Source organism: Spirosoma knui (assembly GCF_054780635.1).
Genome location: NZ_BAAGVY010000002.1, coordinates 48,265 through 67,096 on the forward strand (window position 1 = coordinate 48,265; position 18,832 = coordinate 67,096).

The 18,832-nt window shown below is 48.8% G+C and carries 20 protein-coding genes; 16 read left to right on the forward strand and 4 right to left on the reverse strand.

Going from position 1 to position 18,832, the window contains the following annotated elements:
- The first annotated feature begins 122 nt into the window (after window positions 1-122).
- The 6 genes from ACYVIY_RS04935 to ACYVIY_RS04960 all read left to right on the forward strand — a co-directional run bounded on the left by ACYVIY_RS04935 (window position 123) and on the right by ACYVIY_RS04960 (window position 5,822).
- Window positions 123-983 (forward strand): SDR family NAD(P)-dependent oxidoreductase, encoded by an 861-nt coding sequence (locus ACYVIY_RS04935; protein WP_460975183.1) that lies wholly within the window; start codon window positions 123-125, stop codon window positions 981-983.
- Window positions 984-1,148: 165 nt separating this feature from the next.
- On the forward strand, window positions 1,149-1,868 hold the full coding sequence (locus tag ACYVIY_RS04940) for a Bax inhibitor-1/YccA family protein (protein WP_460975184.1): 720 nt from the start codon (window positions 1,149-1,151) through the stop codon (window positions 1,866-1,868).
- Window positions 1,869-1,951: 83 nt separating this feature from the next.
- Window positions 1,952-3,031 (forward strand): NHL repeat-containing protein, encoded by a 1,080-nt coding sequence (locus ACYVIY_RS04945; RefSeq protein WP_460975185.1) that lies wholly within the window; start codon window positions 1,952-1,954, stop codon window positions 3,029-3,031.
- A 147-nt stretch (window positions 3,032-3,178) separates the two neighbouring features.
- Entirely contained in the window at window positions 3,179-4,036 is an 858-nt protein-coding gene (gene ypfJ, locus ACYVIY_RS04950; RefSeq protein WP_460975186.1) for a KPN_02809 family neutral zinc metallopeptidase, read from the forward strand.
- Window positions 4,037-4,240: 204 nt separating this feature from the next.
- Window positions 4,241-4,642, forward strand: a complete 402-nt coding sequence (locus ACYVIY_RS04955; RefSeq protein ID WP_460975187.1) for a hypothetical protein — start codon at window positions 4,241-4,243, stop codon at window positions 4,640-4,642.
- Window positions 4,643-4,808: 166 nt separating this feature from the next.
- Window positions 4,809-5,822: a GRP family sugar transporter gene (locus ACYVIY_RS04960; protein ID WP_460975188.1), complete on the forward strand. Its 1,014-nt coding sequence runs from the start codon at window positions 4,809-4,811 to the stop codon at window positions 5,820-5,822.
- Between the two features lie 68 nt (window positions 5,823-5,890).
- Here the strand turns inward: ACYVIY_RS04960 and ACYVIY_RS04965 are convergent, their stop codons facing one another.
- Window positions 5,891-6,865: a helix-turn-helix transcriptional regulator gene (locus tag ACYVIY_RS04965; RefSeq protein ID WP_460975189.1), complete on the reverse strand. Its 975-nt coding sequence runs from the start codon at window positions 6,863-6,865 to the stop codon at window positions 5,891-5,893.
- 91 nt (window positions 6,866-6,956) lie between these two features.
- Here ACYVIY_RS04965 and ACYVIY_RS04970 point away from each other — a divergent pair, with 91 nt between their 5' ends.
- The 6 genes from ACYVIY_RS04970 to ACYVIY_RS04995 are packed head-to-tail and all read left to right on the forward strand — an operon-like array spanning window position 6,957 to window position 11,898.
- Window positions 6,957-8,333 carry an ATP-dependent DNA helicase gene (locus ACYVIY_RS04970; protein ID WP_460975190.1) on the forward strand — a complete coding sequence of 459 codons (1,377 nt, stop codon included), beginning with the start codon at window positions 6,957-6,959 and terminating at the stop codon, window positions 8,331-8,333.
- A gap of 53 nt (window positions 8,334-8,386) precedes the next feature.
- Entirely contained in the window at window positions 8,387-8,629 is a 243-nt protein-coding gene (locus ACYVIY_RS04975; RefSeq protein ID WP_460975191.1) for a hypothetical protein, read from the forward strand.
- Window positions 8,630-8,674: 45 nt separating this feature from the next.
- On the forward strand, window positions 8,675-8,920 hold the full coding sequence (locus tag ACYVIY_RS04980) for a DUF433 domain-containing protein (RefSeq protein WP_460975192.1): 246 nt from the start codon (window positions 8,675-8,677) through the stop codon (window positions 8,918-8,920).
- A 4-nt stretch (window positions 8,921-8,924) separates the two neighbouring features.
- Window positions 8,925-9,266: a DUF5615 family PIN-like protein gene (locus tag ACYVIY_RS04985; RefSeq protein ID WP_460975193.1), complete on the forward strand. Its 342-nt coding sequence runs from the start codon at window positions 8,925-8,927 to the stop codon at window positions 9,264-9,266.
- Between the two features lie 4 nt (window positions 9,267-9,270).
- The gene (locus tag ACYVIY_RS04990; RefSeq protein WP_460975194.1) at window positions 9,271-10,857 is read left to right on the forward strand and encodes a DUF3696 domain-containing protein; all 1,587 of its coding nucleotides are present in this window, start codon (window positions 9,271-9,273) and stop codon (window positions 10,855-10,857) included.
- A 3-nt stretch (window positions 10,858-10,860) separates the two neighbouring features.
- Window positions 10,861-11,898, forward strand: coding sequence for a hypothetical protein (locus ACYVIY_RS04995; RefSeq protein WP_460975195.1), 1,038 nt, complete (start codon window positions 10,861-10,863; stop codon window positions 11,896-11,898).
- Window positions 11,899-11,907: 9 nt separating this feature from the next.
- On the opposite strand, the gene ACYVIY_RS05000 is transcribed toward ACYVIY_RS04995, so the two are convergent.
- The 3 genes from ACYVIY_RS05000 to ACYVIY_RS05010 all read right to left on the reverse strand — a co-directional run bounded on the left by ACYVIY_RS05000 (window position 11,908) and on the right by ACYVIY_RS05010 (window position 14,777).
- The gene (locus ACYVIY_RS05000; protein ID WP_460975196.1) at window positions 11,908-12,516 is read right to left on the reverse strand and encodes a Uma2 family endonuclease; all 609 of its coding nucleotides are present in this window, start codon (window positions 12,514-12,516) and stop codon (window positions 11,908-11,910) included.
- Between the two features lie 49 nt (window positions 12,517-12,565).
- On the reverse strand, window positions 12,566-14,119 hold the full coding sequence (locus ACYVIY_RS05005; protein ID WP_460975197.1) for an alpha-amylase family glycosyl hydrolase: 1,554 nt from the start codon (window positions 14,117-14,119) through the stop codon (window positions 12,566-12,568).
- A 61-nt stretch (window positions 14,120-14,180) separates the two neighbouring features.
- On the reverse strand, window positions 14,181-14,777 hold the full coding sequence (locus tag ACYVIY_RS05010; protein WP_460975198.1) for a Maf family protein: 597 nt from the start codon (window positions 14,775-14,777) through the stop codon (window positions 14,181-14,183).
- Between the two features lie 81 nt (window positions 14,778-14,858).
- Here ACYVIY_RS05010 and ACYVIY_RS05015 point away from each other — a divergent pair, with 81 nt between their 5' ends.
- From ACYVIY_RS05015 to ACYVIY_RS05030, 4 genes are all read left to right on the forward strand, one after another.
- Window positions 14,859-15,380 (forward strand): GNAT family N-acetyltransferase, encoded by a 522-nt coding sequence (locus ACYVIY_RS05015; RefSeq protein WP_460975199.1) that lies wholly within the window; start codon window positions 14,859-14,861, stop codon window positions 15,378-15,380.
- Between the two features lie 61 nt (window positions 15,381-15,441).
- The gene (locus ACYVIY_RS05020; protein ID WP_460975200.1) at window positions 15,442-17,406 is read left to right on the forward strand and encodes a hypothetical protein; all 1,965 of its coding nucleotides are present in this window, start codon (window positions 15,442-15,444) and stop codon (window positions 17,404-17,406) included.
- A gap of 54 nt (window positions 17,407-17,460) precedes the next feature.
- Window positions 17,461-17,916, forward strand: a complete 456-nt coding sequence (locus ACYVIY_RS05025; protein ID WP_460975201.1) for a MarR family winged helix-turn-helix transcriptional regulator — start codon at window positions 17,461-17,463, stop codon at window positions 17,914-17,916.
- Window positions 17,917-17,971: 55 nt separating this feature from the next.
- Entirely contained in the window at window positions 17,972-18,595 is a 624-nt protein-coding gene (locus ACYVIY_RS05030; RefSeq protein WP_460975202.1) for a YceI family protein, read from the forward strand.
- The last annotated feature ends 237 nt before the right edge of the window (window positions 18,596-18,832 follow it).

An 18,832-nucleotide genomic window follows, 5' to 3' on the forward strand; every position in this document is an offset into this window, starting at 1 on the left:
GATTCTTGCTCTGACGCCACGTTTTTTTATAAGAAAGCATATGTAACGGCCGTGTTTAGCAAACTGAACCGCGATTTCCTGGTTATCAGAAAAAGGCATTACTCAACCAAAATACTAGAATAGTGGAAAATAGACTTGATAAAAAAGTCGCCATTGTAACCGGGGGCGGCTCCGGTATTGGCGAGGCCATCTGTAAGAAATTTGCGCAGGAAGGTGCCCGGGTTGTTGTTGCCGGATTCCCCGAAGACCCTGTTGATGCTGTCGTCGCCGAGATTGAGCAACAAGGCGGCATAGCGGTTCCCTTTAAAGGGGATCTGTCTGTAGAAGCTAATGCGAAGGCTTGTGTGGAATTAGCCGTGCGCATGTATGGGAAACTCCATATTCTGATCAATAATGCGGGTGTTTTCCCGGAAACAAACTACTTGCAGGATTTCTCGGAAGAAGCGTTCGATTACTTGGTCAAAAACAATATCAAAACGACTTTCCAGATGACAAAGGCGGCTCTTCCGGAACTGCAAAAAACGAAGGGCAACATTGTTACGGCCGGGTCGGAAGCCGGGCACATGGGCGAACCCCAGGCCACTCCGTACGGAGGCACCAAAGGCTTTAATCACGCGTTTGCGAAAGGGCTGGCCAGTGAGCAGGCTCATTTTGGCGTACGGAGTAATATCGTTGCGCCCGGACCGGTCGATACCGCCTGGACGCACAGCAGCACCGGCCCGATGGATCCCGAAATGGAAAAATCTACGACGGCCGGTACGTTGATGGGACGTCGCGGAACACCCGAAGAGGTTGCCAATGTATACCTGTTCGTCGCGTCTGATGAGGCTTCGTACGTAACGGGTGCGATTTATTACGTCGACGGCGGCACAACTATCGCCAAAGGACCAATGGGCGAAAAGGCCGCCGATAATCTGAAAAAGGAACCGACTGGCGAACTGGAATTGCAGCACGCCAAAGATGGCCATACCGCAATCCGGTAAAAAACGCTTCAGTCACCCAAGCCAATCGGCCAGCCAGTACGTACTGGCTGGCCGATTGCGTAGTAACGAATCACAATACCGATGTTTCGGGGAGATACGAAACCGTCTCTATTGCTTGTCTGCCGGGGTTTACCGTTCTTTCGGCAAACAACTCGTTATCCTCGCATGGAATCACAATCCTATTCCCAGCACCAACCTCCTTTTTTAACCGCTGAGCAGGTCAGGCGTGAGCAGGCCGCTTTTATGACCCAGGTATACGGCTGGATGACCGTCGCGCTGCTGGTTACGGCTACCATTTCCATCTGGGTGGCGAGTACGCCCGCCGTTCTGGAACTGATCTTTGGCAATCGACTGGTATTCTACGGCTTGTTGATTGGCGAAGTCGGGCTGGTTATGTATTTGTCGGCGGCTGTGCAGCGCGTATCGGCAAAGGCTGCAACGGCTATGTTTATAGGCTATGCGGTGATGAATGGCCTCACGCTGGCCTCTATTTTTATACTGTATACTGGCGGCTCCATTGCCTCTACCTTTTTTGTGACAGCCGGTACGTTCGGGGCCATGAGTGCGTATGGCTACTTCACGAATCGTGACCTGACCTCGTGGGGCGGTTTCCTGCTGATGGCCCTGATTGGGCTCATCATTGCCACGGTCGTCAACCTGTTCTGGCAGAACGAAACGCTCTACTGGATCGCCACCTATGCCGGTGTGCTGATTTTTGTGGGGTTAACGGCCTACGATACGCAGAAAATCAAGCAGATGAACATCATTGGCAACGCCGGTACCGACGAGGATCGGAAAGAAGCGATTATGGGTGCCTTAACGCTATATTTGGATTTCATCAATATGTTCCTTTATCTGTTACGTCTGTTTGGTCGTCGCCGGTAATTGTCAATGAATTAATCAGCCCAAAGTACTCAACTACCGAGTACTTTGGGCGCTTTACCTCTCTTTTTTTCTCGTTTTATTGAATGCGTATTTTCTTTACTTATTTAGCATTGGCCGCGCTGGCCATTTCGTGTAATTCAAAATCAGACCCTTCGCCGGACGCCAAACCGGCTCCTGAATACATAGTATCGACAGTTGCCGGAAGCGACATAGAAGGATATCGGGATGGCAAAGGCACGGCAGCCCAGTTCTATAGCCCGGCGAGCCTTGTCTGCGACCAACAGGGTAACGTGTATGTAGCCGACCAGGGCAATCATCGAATTCGAAAAATAACCCCGGATGGTACCGTAACGACTGTGGCTGGAGGGGGCTCCGGCGATGAGTGGAAGGAGAACAAAGACCCGCTCAAAGCTGCCTTGCATCGACCGCATTATCTGTCGCTGGCACCGAATGGCGATTTGGTCATCTCGGAATCAGGAGGGCGCTATTATGACAAAGCAAACGTCCTATTCCGCACGTTCTCAGCGACCAACGGTGTTGTAAATTATAGCTACGTAAATCCACCACAATCCTTCGACAGGATGAATTATGGCAACGGGGGCGTAGTGCAGGACAAAGCGGGCAATTACTACCTGCTGGAGTATGATCATATCCGAAAAATATCGCCACAAGGCGTTCATACCCCCGACTGGGTAACCAATATTGATACCAGAGGGAGTCAACAGACTGGTAATCTTCTGGCCATGGATACCCAGGGAAATCTGCTTTTTCCGTCTGGCATAAGCGCTCTGCTGGATGGCGGAATTACCAAAGTGGCTTCGGATGGCTCCGTAACGTACCTGAAAGGAGGGCCAGTGGGCAGCAGATCGACCGAAGGTAAACTGTCTTCTGTCTATTTAGGCCCAATTCATTTGCTAACGATTGATTCGCAGAATAATCTGTACGTAGTGAATGCTGGCAGGGAAATGGTTTATGATCAGGTCATCAAAATCAGTCCCGACGGTATGGTAACGTTTCTGGCCGGGGGCTCGGGCGAAACGTATAAAGATGGCAAGGGTAAAGAGGCCCAGTTTCAGCATATTGAGGGCATTGCGGTTGATAACCAGGGTACGGTATACGTAGCAGATTACAATCGAATTCGTAAGATTACGCCTGTTCAATAGCGCTCTTCATGGTACCGATTTAGTAAGCTATTCTGCGTACCAGATGCTGTAAATGAATAAGTTATCTGGCATACAGAGGAGCACTCAAAACACTTTGCCGGATGAAACAGTAGTTAAGGGTGATCAACTATTTAACTACACGATACTATGCGTTGGCTAGGAGGACGCGAAAGCGATAATGTTGACGACCGTCGCGGGAGCAGTGGCGGAGGATTAGTCGTTGGTGGTGGTATTGGCACCATCGTCGTGGCTCTGATTTATATGCTGCTCGGGGGTGATCCAACCGATATAACCAACCGACAAACTGGCTCTCAGGTAACCCAGGCACCAACCAGCCCGCAGGCTGATGACGAAGCCGCCCGGTTCACAAGACGGGTGCTTACGAGCACAGAGGATGTCTGGACGGAGTTATTCGCCCAGCAGGGCCTGCAGTACCGCAAACCGGTTCTGGTTATGTTCCGGGGGGCTACAACTTCGGGTTGTGGTACCGCGCAGGAAGCGATGGGCCCCTTTTACTGCCCGGCCGACCAGAAAGTGTACATCGATCTGTCGTTCTACGATGAGCTGGCTCGTCGGTTTCAGGCACCCGGTGATTTTGCGATGGCGTACGTGATTGCGCATGAGATTGGGCACCATGTTCAGAATCAACTGGGCATTATGGATAAAGTCGACCAGTTCCGTCAGCAGGGAATCAGCAAGCGCGACTATAACAAAGTGTCCGTGCGGCTGGAATTGCAGGCCGATTATCTCGCTGGCGTTTGGGCTAACCACGTACAGGGGAAAAGGTTTGAGTTCGAGCCCGGCGATATTGAGGAAGGACTTACGGCCGCTAATGCCATCGGTGACGATAAAATTCAGGAACAGACGCAGGGGCGCGTCGTGCCCGATGCCTTTACGCACGGTTCGTCGGCGCAGCGGGTCTACTGGTTCAAAAAAGGCTTAAAAACGGGTGATATCAACCAGGGCGATACGTTCAACAGCCGCGAAGACGCTAGTTTGCAGTAATATAGTTCAACCCTAGAAGGCCCAATGACGAAGCGTTATTGGGCCTTTTTTATGGAAAATGGATCAATTGCCAGTCCGTTAAAAAAGCAATTGCAGCGGTATTTGAGTTTATAGACTACGATTACAGCAAGCAGCGGTTTATAAGCCATGCTTCGCAACGTTTACTCAACTTGAAGAACAGGCAGTTATGCCGCGTATAAAGATATGAAAACAGGACTCATCGTTTTATCGATACTACTAATGAGAGGAGCTACCCTTGCGCAAACCAAACCCGCTGCCGCGACTCCACCCGCCATTGTTTCAATCGTCGAAAGTGTTACGGGGAAGGATTTTGAACCCGATACGGCCTATGCCGCCTTATCGGATGAAGACAAAACCTTACTGGCTAAGGAGCCGGTCGCCAACTGGGGACTGCCGCAGGAGTCGGGCAACAATATGATGTATTATAACCTCATTATTGGCACCCGATCGTACCAGCTTGTCATTGTCAAGTCGCCTAAAGTGTCGTTACCGACCGCAACCTTACTCCGTTTCACCGACCCCAAATCGAAACCCGAGCCCATTGCCCGCGGTACGTTGAAGTCGAAGGAAGAAAAAGCAAAATAACCGCTTTAGACACTTGAACAGGTCTGGTCTGCTACGTAGCCAGACCTGTTTTGTTACATAGAATCAGGAGTAGGGCCGGTCGTGAATAATTCGCGAACGATTTAGCTTGTGCCGAGTAGTTACCAATATGCAATGCTTTGCGTAACGAGCGAATGACTCCTGGTTTATGGTCACTATCAGCAATCCCACAGCCGCTGTTTTCCTTTGTCTGCTCACCATGCTCTTTTGGGGGTCGTGGGCAAATGCCCAGAAATACGTAACAAAGTCAGCACCGCTGTACGTTTTCTACCGCGACTATGTCTACGGGATTCTGGCAACTTCCATCCTGGTTGCGTTTACGTTAGGTAGTTTTGGTGAAGAGGGGCGACCGGTAATCGCCGATCTGCAGCAGGCTGCGCTACGTAACATCCTAATGGCACTGGCAGCCGGGGCCGTGTTCAACCTGGGGAATATGCTGCTGACGGTGGGGATGAGCATCGCGGGTATTTCGGTCGCCATGCCAGTTGGTACGGGACTGTCCTTAGCCATTGGATTAGTCGTAAACTATCTGGCGGAGCCTAAAGGCAGCGTAGCACTGCTGGCAGTAGGGGGCGGGGCCATTATCGTCGCGATGGTCTTCAGTGCCCTGGCGTATAAGGAAAAACAAAGCCAGGGTAATCAGTCAGAATCGCAGGGCGGTAACAACCGGGGTATCTGGATCGCGCTGGCGGGTGGATTAGCCGCGGGTTTCTTTTTTCGGATCATCTCCGACGCAATCGCCAAAGACTTAACCAAACCCGAAGCGGATTTACTGACGCCCTATAGCGGGCAACTTTTATTCGCGATTGGGTTAGCCATCAGCAACCCGTTGATTGAGTGGCTCGTCCGTCGATTTGCCTTACCCGACGAGGATGGTCAACCGAATTATCAGCAAACCGGACGTCGCGAACACCTGGCCGGTTTAGGGGGTGGGTGCATCTGGGGGCTGGGACTGATTATGTTGCTGATCGGCTCGAAGCAGGCGGGCGATGCGGTATCGTTTGGGCTGAGCCAGGGCGCAACCATCGTTTCCGTGCTTTGGGGCCTGTTCGTCTGGCATGAATTCAAAGACGCGCCCCCCAAGGCAAACCGCTATCTCTGGCTCATGGGCATCACTTACGCGGTCGGACTCGTCCTAATCGTACTAGCCCGGTCGGAATGATTACTCCATCACCACGCAGCTATAAGCTGGCAGCGAGCTGTCATAGCATAGAAACTATTCTGTCTGGCTTAACTATACTGAGTCAAAGCCTGCGCTAAACAAGCCTGGATCCGTTCGCGCAATACCGATGGCTCTAAAACCTCTGCGTCTGGTCCGAACTCAAGAATTTTGGCTTCCAACTCTCGATTTAATTCCACCGTTAACTGAACGAGCAGGCAACCGTCGGGTTGTTCCTCTGTTTGTTGTGATACATGCAGCTTTTTAGTTAATACGTAGTTTCGTCTCGTCTGACTAAAGCGTAACAGCACCTGTACAGGGGCGCTTCCTTTAGTAACACCGATTCGGTTCTCGAAGTAGGTTCGGGCGTTAAACGGTCGTGCTGCAACCGACAGGGCGGTAGCCGTTACGGCGTTGATTCGGTCGAGGGCATAGGTTTGCAGGGCGTCTGTATCTTCGCGCCAACCGAATAGGAACCACCGGCTATTGAACTGACGTAACAAAACCGGCCGAACCGCAAAGGTTGACGGTTCTTGGTCAAAGGGTTCGTAGGTTAGCATGACGATCGCATTCGATAAAATTCTTCGATACAGCGGCAAAAGATGTTGACGCCCTTTCAAATCGGGCTCGTCGAACTGAAGTACGTCAGTCTGGTTCGTGCTGAGTTGAGCCGACCGCTGCTCAAGCCGGAGTAATAAATCTTCTAATCCGGCAAATTCTGGTTTCCTGGATAACTGACGTACAAGGGCTAGCACTTCGTCCAGCGTGCCGGCAAAGCTGTCGTCCAGCCCCTCAAAAATCGAATAACTTTCTTCGTACTTGAACCCATGCCAGCGGTTGGCCCGTTCGGGTAAGGGCGCGTTGAGTTCATCACGCAGAAAAGCAATGTCAGTCGCAATGGTTCGTTCCGTTACGCCTTCGTGAATCTCCTGGCAGGCCTGGGTGAGCATTGCCAGGTCATAACTCTTCCCGGTGCGAAAGAGCCGATGTAGTTGTAACACCCGTTGCAGCCGAAGTTGGCTGATAGCTCCGTCAGTTTTTGCCATGTTCCAAACTGTTTTTCGTGAAAGTAGTCATCAACTACAATAAATTGGTAATTGATGGGGCTTGTTTTGTAGCAGAACCAACGCCAACCAGATGACGTCGACTGATACTACTACGATTTTCAACCACTTGCCGTTTACGGCAACCCGTGAACAAGCCAATGCCTTATACGAGTTGGAGGAGTTCGTAGCTGCTGACTGTTCCGACGACATCTTTGTCTTACAGGGAGCCGCCGGTACGGGAAAAACGTCATTAGTTAAAGCGCTGGTCGATCATCTCGAAGCTAGTGCCATCCGGTATTTTCTGGCAGCGCCAACGGGCCGGGCGGCTAAAGTGATAAGTCAGAAAGCAAATGCGTTAGCGCATACCATCCACCATATTCTGTATACACCCGAAACGTTGGCCGATGACCGGGTGATGCTGATTCGTCGTCCCAGTGCCGACGAGCCGTACAGTGTGTATATCATTGACGAAGCGTCGATGATTAGCGATCAGCGCGATGCCAGTGGGCAGTTTGTGGCCAACAACTCGTTGCTGTTTGATCTGCTCGACCACGTAAAGAAGGGGAACCGACGTAGTAAAGTGATTTTTATTGGGGACCGTTACCAGTTGGAGCCAGTAAACGAGTCGTTCTCTCCGGCGCTCAATGTCGACTACCTGAGAAGGAAATACTGCATGGACATCCGTACGGCCGAGTTAACGGAGGTCAAACGTCAGTCGGGAGATTCACCCATTCTGGCGCTGGCAACCGATCTGCGCCTACGTAGCGATGCGGGACTACCTTTAAACCGGCTCAACGTACCACGGCTGAAATGGTTTAGCGATGCCTTACGTCGGTATGAGCAGTTATATAATTCAAATCGTCCTGACAACGTAATAATGATTGCGTACAGCAACCGTGATGTGAACTACATAAATAATGCCGTTCGCAAACAGTTTGGATTCGCGGGCCAGCCATTGGCAGCAGGAGATTTAGTTGTGGTTCACGAAAACTGGACCGACGGGCACCGGTTACTCGTAAAAGGTGAAACCGGTCGTGTGGTTGCGGTTAATCCATCGACAAAAAGCAAGGCTGGACTTACGTTCATGCAGGCGGAACTGGCTTTTACGGACAGTGAGGAACAATCTTTAATCATACAGACGCAGGTGTTGCTGGATACAATATCGAGCGAAAAGGGCCAGATTGATGGCGACATGCTGCGAATGCTCAAAGCCGAGCGCATGGCCAAGAATCCAACGTATCGCCAAAGCGAACGGGCGCACAACGATCCGTACGTGGGAGCGATGCGACTGCGTTACGGTTATGCCTTGACTTGCCACAAAGCGCAGGGTGGCGAGTGGAACCATGTGGTGCTGCATCCGTGGTTTCGGCAGAACGATTACCGTTATGCGTACACCGCCGTCACGCGGGCGCGGGAGTCTGTGCTAAGCTGGGAGCAGGGCGGAGAGAACGTCGTGATGTGGCTGTAAACGCAGGCCGGGATTTTGTTTATATTGCGTACCGTCGATAATGAAGCTTACTTATGGAAACGTACTCTGTCGAAATACTCCATCCGAAAGCAACGAAGCTGTTGCAGGATTTAGCGGATTTAGAGTTGATTATTTTTAAACCTACGGGGCCATCGGTCAATATGGCTGATGAAGAGGAGAGAGCTAAAGCGCGGGAACGCATTATGCGGGGAGGGAGCCAAACGCTTGACGTTGAAGAGATGCTTGCGCATGTGAAAGAAACACGGGAACGTAAACTCCCGTTCTGGGACGAGTAATGAAGGCAGTAGCTATACTTTTTCTACAAATTACTAATATTATATATGACAACCTACATTGCTGATCGGATAGCTATAAATCCTGGTATCTGCAACGGACGGCCAATTATCCGGGGTATGCGGATTACAGTACAAACTGTGCTGGAGTTTTTGTTTGCTGGAACACCTCGCGAGGAGATTTTACATCAGTATCCGGTATTAGAGCCGGAGGACATTGATGCTTGTCTAAAATTCGCTATTGAATTAATGGATAAGCGTTACATAATCCAGGAAATTAAAGCTGCTGCCTGACGGAATGCCTAATTATCTGATCGACGTCAACTTGCCGTATTACTTCTCTCTTTGGAACTCAGAGGAGTATATCCATCAAATTGATATACAGAACGACTCGGAAGATTACGAGATATGGGACTACGCTAAAGAACGTGGTATGACGATCATTACTAAAGATGCAGACTTCTCGGATCGAATACTATTAAGTACACCTCCCCCTCGAGTGATTCATTTGCGTATAGGTAACGTATCAATGCGAGACTTTCATATGGCAATCGGCCGCATCTGGAATGATGTGACAGCATTAAGCCACGATAACAAACTAGTAACCGTTTTCAAAGACAGAATAGAAGCTGTCAATTAATTTTATGGCATACCTCAAAGGCTTCGGCCTCGAAAATTTTCGTGTCTTTAAAGAGTACACCTGGTTTGACTTTGCACCAATTACAATATTGGTTGGCCCAAATAGCTCAGGGAAAAGCTCGCTTATTAAGGCGTTGTTATTGCTAAAGGATAATTATGAAAGAGATATCTTATTCAGGCGAGTAAATAACGCAGTTCTAAAATTTGATGGTGGATCGCATAACTTAAGTAGCGGAAAAAATATAATTAATCTTGATACAAAGGATGATCAGTTTCGGTTTGTTTTCGATTATGATTTAAAAAGCTTTAAGGCAAAATTGATATATGAATTTATTTTTCAAGTAGATCAAGATGCTTCAGTTAAATACTCGTACGTTAGCATAAAGACCCAATCAGAAGAACTTTTATTTCGCTTAACTAATGAAAGTGTATACCTTAATATACCTCGTATTTTAGCATGTTTGGTTCCGGATCAGGAGTTGATAGATTCTATGGTAGTTTTAGATAAAACTGAAGAGGATGATTATCTTAATAAAATCTTCTATCAACATATTAAAGGTACAATTCGAAGCCAACTAGATAAAACTAGATTAATTAAAAAATTTTTCGGTACTAAAAGTTGGGAAGTTAATACTGTTTTATACGCAGATTACTTTGATAAGAACAAACCTTTTTATCAGCAGATTAATGTAGAAGATGAGAATGGTTATTATTATACAGATGAGGTATCTATATCTCAAGAAGAGTTCATAAACAACGTTATATCCGGTAGCTATATCAGTGCATGTGTACCGATATTTAACGAAGCAGGGCGGGCGTGGCTAACCAAGGAAAACGCTGAACAAGCTATGGAAGCCTTTCATTCCCTATTCGAATTGTTTAATTTAGAGAATAATGGAAAAGAGTTAGATCTATCTGCTAATTTTTCTCAATTAGGGAGCCTGCTGTACCTACCATCCATTAAAGGGCAATCAAAGCGCTCGTACCAATCTAACGAAGATCATGTTATAAACTCACTAATCAAGAGCTTCAAAGAATCATCCAATAATGGTATGAGCGAGTATTTGATGAGATGGCAGAAGACTTTTGGAATTGGTGAGATTACCATTAAGAGGGATGATCGTTTAGATGCTAATTATATTACAGTTAATGATCGTTCGCTAACAGATCTAGGGTTTGGTTTGAGTCAGCTAACTGCTTTATTAGTAATGATTGGTCTTCATGATAATCATAACAAAAATATACTTTTACTTGAAGAGCCCGAAGCTAACCTGCACCCCAAGTACCAGAGTCTTTTAGCTGATCTTTTGAGTGAAGCTAGTCGGCAAAATCAATTCATAATAGAAACCCATTCTGAGTACCTCATCCGTAAATTACAATATCTGACTGCGAAAGGAGAAATAAAACCAGAGGACACAGTTATTTACTACTTCAACGACCCAAACAACGTACCAGCAGGCGAGAAGCAGGTGAAGAAGATTAATATCTTAGAAGACGGTAGTTTATCCGATGATTTCGGACCAGGGTTCTATGATGAAGCAGCACACTGGAAATTTGAATTGTTACGTCTGAAAAATACGCGGAAGAATTAAACTATGAATACGATACATTTCGAGATATATATCGACCGTGATTTTGTAAAGGAAGTTGATGGAAAACAGTTGGCTTTCGATCGTGATCCAGATTTACAGGATTTTTACCGATTCCTGACTAAACTTCAAGGTGTTGATATAATAACGAATTATGATTCTTTGGACGAGCTTGAGAAAGTGGTTGACTCTTCACCTTTCTGGTTACGTTTATATGATGGTACTGTTATACCAATAATTCGAAAGGATTTTTGTAATGAGATTGGCAAGTCAAGCTTTTATGAAAACTCTACTGGTTTCAAGCTGTTTTTTGTTGAGCGCGACGATGTAGATGCGTTAAGTCGCAATTTTGGCCTTCTTTATATTAATTCATCTAACTTGCTGAAGATATGGCGCTACTTCTCAGATGAGCGAGATGATTTAGCTCTTCCCATAACTGATAACCCTGATTGCGATCCAAAATTTGATAATTGGTCTTACCTGCAAAACTTTACACATCCTTTCAATTCACTAATTCTTTGCGATCGTTATGTGTTACAGAATAAAGGCGCATTTCGCTCAAACCTGTTTGCATTATTTCAGTCGTTACCTTGCCGAAATTTAAATTCAAGTGATCTAGAAGTAATAATTATATCAGAGTTAACCCACTTTACTCGTGATAACAATATTGATGAATATGCAGAATTGATTAAAAAACAATTAGTAGAATGGATGAGGATAGGGAAGCTTAATATAACTGTATTAAAATTAACTAATAACGAAAACTTCTACCGCGAGCATGGAAGGGGCCTTATAACAAACTATTGGTATATAAATCCGCAGAACTCTTTTAACTTTTTTCGTTACGATGCCAATACCAGAACAACTAACTTAACCCTTTCGGATAACATAGACTTTCGGTTTGTTTTTCGCAAGTCTACTCGTAACCTGTTGAAGGAACGTCTTCGTGTGATTGGCGATATTGTTAGGCATACACACGATGAGCACGGCGTTAAAAAGGTTTATACAACTGGATCAAGAGCTTCACGGCTGTTAGCAAATTAATGGGTTAAACTATGCTACTTTAACGTTCTCATACACCTCGCTTACTTTCACCGTACAACCTCCAATGGTGATGCTTTGGTCGAGTTGTTCGGCGAAGGTGTTGAGCCAGTCGTTGGAGTTGCCGACGCGGGTATAAAGATCAAGGCGGATTTCATTCTGCGATACCCGAACGTACTGCTGTAGGGTTGGTATCTGCTTATAGGCGTACCACTTTACAGCTTCGTCGTAATCACTGGTTGTCTCCGATAACACCTCAATCAGTACGGTTGGATTTAAGGTTGCCTGCATTCGGGGCTTGAACTGGTAAAATTGCGATTCACCACAGACAACCATCACATCAGGGTAATAGTAGTTACCGGTTTGTGTTGTAAATAACATACGGTCACTAGGGTAAACACGGCAAGCAGTATCTTTTAACGCATTACCCAATGCAATAATCAGGTTGGCCACAATCAGGCCGTGGTTTTCGGAGGTATAAGGCATTAATCGAATCTCACCGTCAATGTATTCATGTTTGCGTACGGAGCGTGTTTCAAGGGCGAAATACTGCTCCGGCGTTGCTTTACGACGACGTTGAGAAATTCCTTTTCGGGGATGATGTACTTTTTCAGCCTGCATAAAAAGCAAAGGAGGTTGGATAAAGATACTACTTTTTGCAGGCAATCATCTACTCCATCACTACGCAGCTATAGGCTGGTACCGTTATCCGATCGCTCTTGAATAAGCTGCCGGGTGTGGTTTCGAACACGATCCGCTGGCACCAGGCTTCGTCGGGGGAGAAGACAACGTTGATGGGTTTGCCCGTTACGTTATGCACGACCAATACTCGTTCCCCATCGGCCCGTTGCCGAGCAAACGCTATAATTCCCTTTTGCCGGATACCGGTTAGCTGCAATCGGCTCATGTTGTCGTTCAGCACTGGATGACCGTTGCGGTACGTAATAAGGTGTTTGTAATGATTAAATAATGAGTTCGGGTCGGTACGCTGCTCAGCCAACGGGCGAACCGTGCGGCTAGTGCTGTATTTTCCCCGACGCCAGCGGGTGCGTTGCTGATCTTTCGCGCGAACGTTCCACAAAAACGGCTCCCGGATGTATTCGTCCGGTTTCTGACCGAGCATACCAATCTCTTCGCCGTAGTAGAGGTAAGGCAAACCGGGTAACGTAAACAGTAGGTTAGCCGCCACCTTCAGGTGGTTCGGGTTCCCCTTCAGTACGCTACCAATACGGTTCTGGTCATGGTTCGACAGAATCAGCGCATCGATAAATTGGGGATTTACCTCGGCAAATGCCTTTTGAACATAGTCGAGGAATGTGAGCATGTCCTCGGTATCGTCTTCGTTGCCAACTACCTCGGCAATGAGGAGTTGCAAATCGAAGTTGAAGTTGGCTTTTAGTCCCCGGAAATACGGAGCAATGCGTTCGGGGCGGGTCCAGACCTCGCCGACCGTGTAAGCCCCCGGTTTAATGGCGTCAACCTCCCGACCGAACTCCTCCCAAAACGCATAGTTCTTTGGCTCCTCAAAATCCCGGTATAAATGCCGGGCCGCATCGAGCCGAAAACCATCAATCCCAACCTCCTGCAACCAATACCGCGCAATTTTGAAAACCTCATCCCGCACCGGGCGATGATCGAAGTTCAGGTCGGGCATCCCTTTCCAGAACATGCCGTAATAACGTTCGGGATACGTAACACCCGGTACGGCATGCCAGGGATTACGCTCTCCTGAATCGGCCGTAATGTCGCGGGTAGCTAAGTTTCGGGCTTTGATTTCTTCGAGCTTTAACCATTTGTAATAATGCCAGTACGGATTATTAGGCCCTTTTTTCGCTTCCAGAAACCACTTGTGCTCTAAACTCGTGTGGTGAATAACCAGGTCGATCAACACCGCAATGCCCCGACGGTGCGCTTCGGCCAGCAGCCGTTTAAAATCGTCCATTGTGCCATACTCGGGGTCAATGCCGTAATAGTCCGTTACGTCGTATTTGTGATACGTCGGCGACGGATTAATGGGCATCAGCCAGATGGCTGATACGCCAAGCTCTTTCAGATAATCAAGGTTGTTCGTTACGCCGTTTAAATCGCCGATGCCGTCGCCGTTCGAGTCGGCAAAGGAGCGGACAAAAATTTCGTAATGAACTCCGGTGTGGCCCACGGGAGCTAAACCAGGTTTTGAATGAATAAGGGCCGTATCGGGTTGAACGATAGTATTTGACGACATTCGGTGTTAACTGTTGTTCTTCTCAGAACCAGCAAACGGCGGAATGAGTTTACGTAGCTGGTTAAGGTAACACTTCGTACGGCTTTAATGCCTGATACACACGGTGCGTCGGTAAGCCCATGACGGTATAAAAGGAACCGTCCAGCCGCTCGATCCCAACCAGGCCGATGAAGTCCTGAGCACCATACGAGCCGGCCTTGTCGAATGGGGTACACGCCCGAATGTAATACCTAATCTCCTCGTCGGTCAGTGAAACAAACTGAACGGTCGTTTCGTCGGTGAACGATTCGAGTCTGGTTCCGCCCATCCCGTCCGGCGACAGAATCGCCACACCCGTACGAACCCGGTGGGTATTGCCGGATAGGGCTCGGAGCATTCGCTGGGCATCGGCCTCATCGGCGGGCTTGTTCAGGATTTGGTTATCCAGAATGACGACCGTATCAGCGCAGAGTACTAACCGCTCGCCCAGATCGTGTTGAAACTGTTCCGCTTTTTGGCGGGCCAGGTATTCGGCAACTTCATTGACTGGCATCGTGGGCGGAAACGCTTCGTCGGTGGGGCGCGTCTCGATGGTAAACGAAAAACCGGCGTCAGTCATGAGTTGCTTTCGCCGGGGCGAACCCGACGCCAGCACAAGCGGATAACGTAATGATAGCATGTGTCTTTTCGGTATACAGACCGCAAAAGTAAGATAGACCCCGTGCTTTTACGTAAATTAGTGGGTTACTTACCTCAGTCAATGACCATTCGACCGGCTGCCGTTACCGATGCGGCTTTACTTACTGACCTAGCGATCACCACGATGCGTGAAGCCTTCGGTCCGCCCCACAACCCCATTCATCTCGTTGACGAATACATCCAATCCGCCATTAACGAACGTATACTTACAGCGGAGCTGGCCGACCCGCGTTCAACCTTTTTTCTGATGCTGTCGGACGAGGGAACAGCCATTGGCTACGCAAAAATGCGTCGGCACGCGCCACCCCGCCGAATGAGTGAACGGAAGGCCATCGAGATTCAGCGGATTTATCTGTTGCAAGCGCACATTGGACAGGGGCAGGGCCGCCTGCTGATGCAGCATTGCCTGAATTGGGCGGGTGAGCAGGGCTTTATGGCCGTGTGGCTGGGCGTCTGGGAGCGTAACGAGCGCGCCTTGGCTTTCTACAAAAAGCTGGGTTTTGACCGCTTCGGGTTTCACTATTTTCAGTTTGGCTCCGAACGCCAGCGGGACTATTGGCTTCAAAAACAGTTAACTGCCTGATACGTCGGAAACTCGTTAAACCATTTAGGCTGATTTCATTCTAATAGAGCATCTGTACCCTATGAATCGTCTGTACCCGAACAAACACCTGTTAGCCTGGCGCCCGTTGCTGACCTGGCTACTGCTGTTCGTGGGCTACAGTTTCAACGGGTTTGCCCAGCAGGACAGCACGGCAAAAGCGCGAGAGAAGATAGTCTCAGACTCGTTGGCCACCGTTTATTCGAGGGCTGTGGCGGATAGTGTGCTCATGCAGCGGGACAGCGTTTTTTACAGCCGCCTGAAGACCCGAATGTATAAACGTCGGCTAACCCGCCAACTCTACGACGCCGTCTTTCGGGATGTCTATAACAGCCGTATTCAGACAGGCGAAGTCAATCAAATTGAGGTTAACCCGTTTAAAGCGTTCGAAGGACGTATTATCGGCGACATCTATATCCGGCGATTGGGGGTGTTCGGGCAAACGGTATACGATACGCTGCGGAAGCCGGGCAACTGGTTCGAGCGAACGGGGAATCGCCTGCATACCAACACCCGTGAGCACGTAATTCGTCGGTCGTACCTGCTCTTCAAAGAAGGCGATGCCTTAAATCCGAACGTAATGCGGGACAATGAACGGCTGTTACGTAATACGTCGATCTTTCACGACGCCCGTATCCTGGTGCTGCCACGTACCGGCAGCCGTCAGTTTGTGGATGTGTACGTGATCACGCAGGATGTCTGGTCACTGCTGCCCACGGGTGGCGTTGGCGGACTGACTAACTTTAGCGTTGGCTTTGAGCAACGGAACTTCCGGGGATTAGGGCACCTGCTGTATGCGCAGTTTGCTTACAACGGCGCTGATCCGCGCCAGAAGGCCGAGTATCAGGGGCGATACACGATTCCGTTTATCGGTAAAACGTTTTTAACCGCCCAGGCCGATCTGCTGTACCTGCGCGATCTGAAGCAGGCCGCCGTTCGCCTGTTCCGACCGTTCCTGACGCCCGATACCAAGTACGCTGGCTCTATCGAGCTGAATCATACGCAGATCAATAATCGGATCATCACCCGCGATGATAGCGTTCTGCTCGTACCCGTAACGTACAACTACTCGGATGTGTGGATTGGTCGTTCGTTCCGGTTGTTTTATCGCCAGCAGGATTCCGACGAAAAGGGACGAACCCGGCTCGTAGTAGCCTTACGCAATACGAACTACGAGTATACCCGCCGACCCGGCGTGACGGCCGATACCAACCAGATTTATCAGGATAGCCGCACGACGCTGTTCAGCGTAGGATATTCCCGGCGCAAATACGTTCGCGATGTGTTGATCTATGGCTTCGGGCGTACGGAAGACGTACCGGTAGGGGAGTCGTTTGCGGGCATTATTGGGGTCGATAATGCTGAACTCGGGCAGCGGCTGTATACGGGGGTTAACTTTTCGCAGGGTAAGTACGTATCCAAGATTGGCTATGTATACGGGCTAATTAACCTGGGGGGTTACTCACGCAGTAGCCGTATTGAACAGGGCGTTTTCTCGCTGGAGTCCAACTATTTTAGTCCGCTCCTGAAAACGAAGTGGGGCAACATGCGGCACTTCTTCAATACCCGGTTCACAACGGGCATAGGGCGGTTTACCAACGAATACATTACGTTAAGCAGTAATGGTAGCGGCATTAATACCGACGGGATCGGTATCAATAATGATGCCCTGCGGGGCACGAAGCGCTGGCTGATCAACTATGAGAATATTCTGTTCTCACGGCTAAGTCTGGTCGGGTTTCGGGTGGCGTTCGTTACGTTCGCGAATCTTGGGCTGGTTAGCTTTTCAGACCGATCGCTGCTACGTGGCCCTCTGTATCAGGGCTATGGCATTGCCTTCCGGCTGCGGAACGAAAACCTGACGTTCAACAGCTTCCAGATTCGGCTGGCGTATTACCCGAATATTCCGAACAATACGATACCATTTCGGCAGGGGTTTGAAGGCATTCCCGTGCTTAGATTCCGCGATTTTGACCTGTCGGCTCCGCAAATTGTTCCGTACCGTTGAATTTTTTCTAATTAAGTGTTGTTACATTAATTGTAGACGTATTATATTTGCACCATGTCCATAGAAACAGACATTAAACAGACGACACCCTTTAAAACGCCCTATCATCGGGCGATGGTGAATCTGATTTATACAAGTAACTGGTTTGCTGATAGCCAGACTCAGCTATTAAAACCGTATGGCCTGACGTTGCAGCAGTACAACGTCCTGCGCATTCTTCGGGGGCAATATCCGAACCCGGTCAAGGTGAGCGACATCACCGAACGGATGCTCGACAAAATGTCGAATGCATCGCGGCTGGTCGATAAGCTGGTGGCCAAGAAACTGGTTCTGCGGACCGAATGTCCCAGCGACCGGCGGGCCGTTGACGTTGTCATCACCGATCAGGGAATGGCCATGTTGAAACGCCTGGACGTCAGTCAGGCTGAGTGGGATGGGGCGCAACGCTGCAAATTAACCGAAGAAGAAGCCGTACAGCTCAGCTCCCTGCTGGATCGCCTTCGGGCTTAGTACACGCATTTACTTACAATCACGAATACAACCAATAAAATAAAACCTGATTTTTATGAAAACACGTCAATTCCTAACGGGCCTGTTTGCGGTGGCCGTTCTGGCCGGTACTTCGGCCTTTGTTGCGCCCAGAGTGGACGCTCCCGGTAAAAAAGCAACTTCGCTGAAAGTCGATACGCAGAAAAGCGTGCTGAAATGGAACGGAAAGAAAGTAACGGGCGAGCACTTCGGCACCGTTAAACTGAGCGATGGCGCGCTGACCGTTGATGGTGGTAAACTGACGGGCGGTACGTTTACGTTCGACATGAACAGCATTGTCAGCACCGATCTGACCGATCCGGGTTATAACGCCAAATTCATCGGCCACATGAAGTCGGAAGATTTCTTCAACACGGCGAAATTCCCAACTTCTACGTTCAAAATCACGAAAGTGACCCCTAAAGGCGGTAATGCATACGACATTACAGGCAACATGACCATCAAAGGCATCACCAATGCCGTTACGTTCCCGGCGACGGTAAAAATGAACGGTAACACGATCGAAGCTGATGGAAAAGCAACGCTGGATCGTACGAAATACGACATCCGCTATGGCTCGAAATCATTCTTTGAAAACATCGGCGACAAAGCGATTTATGACGACTTCACCGTCGAAATGAAAGTTGTAGCCAATAAATAATTACCTACCGTACCCACCGCAATCCCTGGCGCCCAACGGTGCCGGGGATTTTTGTATTCGTGCAGGTATACATTGGACAGTCAGTATTTGCTGACGCCTAGCCCTTCGACTCCGCTCAGGGTGACACTCAACCGTTATTTGTTTGCTTAAAGCGATTTGGCGATTGTCACCCTGAGCGGAGTCGAAGGGCTAGGCGTCAGCCTTTTTAAGTATGGTGAAGTTATATATATGCTGCCA

Bases quoted from the DNA above. Each gene is read 5' to 3' on its own strand.
- ACYVIY_RS04940 (WP_460975184.1), top strand. From the start codon at position 1,149: ATGGAATCACAATCCTATTCCCAGCACCAACCTCCTTTTTTAACCGCT.
- ACYVIY_RS04945 (WP_460975185.1), top strand. From the start codon at position 1,952: ATGCGTATTTTCTTTACTTATTTAGCATTGGCCGCGCTGGCCATTTCG.
- ypfJ (WP_460975186.1), top strand. From the start codon at position 3,179: ATGCGTTGGCTAGGAGGACGCGAAAGCGATAATGTTGACGACCGTCGC.
- ACYVIY_RS04955 (WP_460975187.1), top strand. From the start codon at position 4,241: ATGAAAACAGGACTCATCGTTTTATCGATACTACTAATGAGAGGAGCT.
- ACYVIY_RS04960 (WP_460975188.1), top strand. From the start codon at position 4,809: ATGGTCACTATCAGCAATCCCACAGCCGCTGTTTTCCTTTGTCTGCTC.
- ACYVIY_RS04965 (WP_460975189.1), bottom strand. From the start codon at position 6,865: ATGGCAAAAACTGACGGAGCTATCAGCCAACTTCGGCTGCAACGGGTG.
- ACYVIY_RS04970 (WP_460975190.1), top strand. From the start codon at position 6,957: ATGACGTCGACTGATACTACTACGATTTTCAACCACTTGCCGTTTACG.
- ACYVIY_RS04975 (WP_460975191.1), top strand. From the start codon at position 8,387: ATGGAAACGTACTCTGTCGAAATACTCCATCCGAAAGCAACGAAGCTG.
- ACYVIY_RS04980 (WP_460975192.1), top strand. From the start codon at position 8,675: ATGACAACCTACATTGCTGATCGGATAGCTATAAATCCTGGTATCTGC.
- ACYVIY_RS04985 (WP_460975193.1), top strand. From the start codon at position 8,925: ATGCCTAATTATCTGATCGACGTCAACTTGCCGTATTACTTCTCTCTT.
- ACYVIY_RS04990 (WP_460975194.1), top strand. From the start codon at position 9,271: ATGGCATACCTCAAAGGCTTCGGCCTCGAAAATTTTCGTGTCTTTAAA.
- ACYVIY_RS04995 (WP_460975195.1), top strand. From the start codon at position 10,861: ATGAATACGATACATTTCGAGATATATATCGACCGTGATTTTGTAAAG.
- ACYVIY_RS05000 (WP_460975196.1), bottom strand. From the start codon at position 12,516: ATGCAGGCTGAAAAAGTACATCATCCCCGAAAAGGAATTTCTCAACGT.
- ACYVIY_RS05005 (WP_460975197.1), bottom strand. From the start codon at position 14,119: ATGTCGTCAAATACTATCGTTCAACCCGATACGGCCCTTATTCATTCA.
- ACYVIY_RS05010 (WP_460975198.1), bottom strand. From the start codon at position 14,777: ATGCTATCATTACGTTATCCGCTTGTGCTGGCGTCGGGTTCGCCCCGG.
- ACYVIY_RS05015 (WP_460975199.1), top strand. From the start codon at position 14,859: ATGACCATTCGACCGGCTGCCGTTACCGATGCGGCTTTACTTACTGAC.
- ACYVIY_RS05020 (WP_460975200.1), top strand. From the start codon at position 15,442: ATGAATCGTCTGTACCCGAACAAACACCTGTTAGCCTGGCGCCCGTTG.
- ACYVIY_RS05025 (WP_460975201.1), top strand. From the start codon at position 17,461: ATGTCCATAGAAACAGACATTAAACAGACGACACCCTTTAAAACGCCC.
- ACYVIY_RS05030 (WP_460975202.1), top strand. From the start codon at position 17,972: ATGAAAACACGTCAATTCCTAACGGGCCTGTTTGCGGTGGCCGTTCTG.